Genomic DNA, 2,032 nt, shown 5'->3' on the forward strand with positions numbered 1-2,032 from the left:
CCCACCCACCCGCACCCGGCACACCCACGCGCACCCCCGAGCTCACCCCCCGCTCCCACGGCGGAGCCGCTCGCGGTGAACCCCCTACGATGGGGTGCATGACCGCTTCGCCTGGCCGCCGCCGTGTCCTCCTCGCCGCTCCGCGCGGCTACTGCGCGGGTGTCGACCGTGCCGTGATCGCCGTCGAGAAGGCCCTCGAGCAGTACGGGGCCCCGATCTACGTCCGCCACGAGATCGTCCACAACAAGTACGTCGTGCAGACCCTGGAGAAGAAGGGCGCCATCTTCGTCGAGCAGACGGAAGAGGTCCCCGAGGGCAACATCGTGATGTTCTCGGCGCACGGCGTGGCCCCCACCGTCCACGAGGAGGCGGAGCGCGGCAGGCTCGCCACCATCGACGCGACCTGCCCCCTGGTCACCAAGGTCCACAAGGAAGCGATCCGCTACGCGGGCGAGGACTTCGACATCCTGCTGATCGGGCACGAGGGCCACGAGGAGGTCATCGGCACCTCCGGCGAGGCCCCGGACCACATCCAACTCGTCGACGGCCCCGGTGACGTCGAGAAGGTCGAGGTCCGCGACCCGTCGAAGGTCGTCTGGCTCTCCCAGACCACGCTCTCCGTCGACGAGACGATGGAGACCGTCGGCGCCCTCAAGGAGAAGTTCCCGCTGCTCGTCTCGCCGCCGAGCGACGACATCTGCTACGCCACGCAGAACCGTCAGCTCGCCGTGAAGCAGATGGGCGCGGAGGCCGAGCTGGTCATCGTCGTCGGCTCCCGCAACTCCTCCAACTCCAAGCGGCTCGTCGAGGTCGCCAAGCTCGCCGGCTCCCGCGAGGCCTACCTCGTGGACTTCGCGAGCGAGATCGAGGAGGCCTGGCTGGAGGGCGTGGAGACCGTCGGTGTCACCTCGGGCGCCTCCGTGCCGGAGGTCCTCGTCGAGGAGGTCCTGGAGTGGCTCTCCCAGCGGGGTTACGAGGACGTCGAGCTGGTCAAGGCCGCCGAGGAGTCGATCACCTTCTCGCTGCCGAAGGAGCTGCGCCGCGATCTGCGCGAGGAGGCGGCCGCCCTGGTCGCCGAGCGCACCGGACAGGGCGCCGCGGGCGCCTGAGCCCCACTGCCCCCGTACGGCCCCGGAACGTGAAGGTTCCGGGGCCGTACGCGTACGGCGACGTGAGGGTTCCGGGGGCGGGCTGCGGCCTGGCGGCCCCTGGCCGTGACTGTCAGTCGTACGACGTAACGTAGGGCCATGCACATCTTCGGCGTGGACATCGGTGGATCCGGGATCAAGGGCGCTCCCGTGGACCTGGACCTGGGCGACCTGGCGGACGAGCGGTACAAGGTGCTGACCCCGCACCCGGCGACTCCGGACGCGGTGGCCGACGGGGTGAAGGAGGTCGTCGACCACTTCGGCTGGACCGGCCCGGTCGGCATCACCTTCCCCGGCGTGGTCACGGGCGGTGCCACGATCCGTACGGCGGCCAACGTCGACAAGGGCTGGATCGACGTTGACGCGCGCGCCCTGCTCGGCGACCGGCTCGGCGGCCTCCCGGTCACCGTGGTGAACGACGCGGACGCGGCGGGCGTCGCCGAGGTGCAGTTCGGCGCCGGGCGCGACCGTCAGGGCACGGTCATCATGCTGACCTTCGGCACGGGCATCGGCAGCGCCGTCTTCAGCGACGGCGTCCTCGTGCCCAACACGGAGCTGGGCCATCTGGAGCTGGGCGGCCACGACGCGGAGACCCGCGCCTCCACGAAGGCCAAGGACGACCACGAGCTGACCTGGGAGCACTGGGCCAAGCGCGTCACCAAGTACCTCGCTCATGTGGAGATGCTCTTCTCCCCGGAGCTGTTCATCATCGGCGGCGGCGTCAGCCGCAAGTCCCACAAGTTCCTGCACCTGATCGAGGGCATCCAGGCCGAGATCGTGCCGGCCCAGCTCCAGAACAACGCGGGCATCGTGGGCGCGGCGATGCGGGCGGCGAAGGCGGGCTGATCCCCCGGTTTCAGGGCCGGTCCGGGTCTCTTCCGATC

2 protein-coding genes are annotated in these 2,032 nt (G+C 70.3%); both read left to right on the plus strand.

Annotated features, from left to right (window positions below; all coding sequences use genetic code 11):
- Window positions 1-89 precede the first annotated feature (89 nt).
- Complete coding sequence (locus AOK15_RS15130; protein ID WP_107099417.1) at window positions 90-1,109, plus strand: 4-hydroxy-3-methylbut-2-enyl diphosphate reductase; 1,020 nt, start codon at window positions 90-92, stop codon at window positions 1,107-1,109.
- 138 nt (window positions 1,110-1,247) lie between these two features.
- Window positions 1,248-1,994 (plus strand): polyphosphate--glucose phosphotransferase, encoded by a 747-nt coding sequence (ppgK, locus tag AOK15_RS15135; protein ID WP_055516908.1) that lies wholly within the window; start codon window positions 1,248-1,250, stop codon window positions 1,992-1,994.
- Window positions 1,995-2,032: the final 38 nt, after the last annotated feature.

Origin of the sequence: Streptomyces ossamyceticus, from assembly GCF_001418475.1 — a bacterium.
GTDB classification, from domain to species: domain Bacteria; phylum Actinomycetota; class Actinomycetes; order Streptomycetales; family Streptomycetaceae; genus Streptomyces; species Streptomyces ossamyceticus.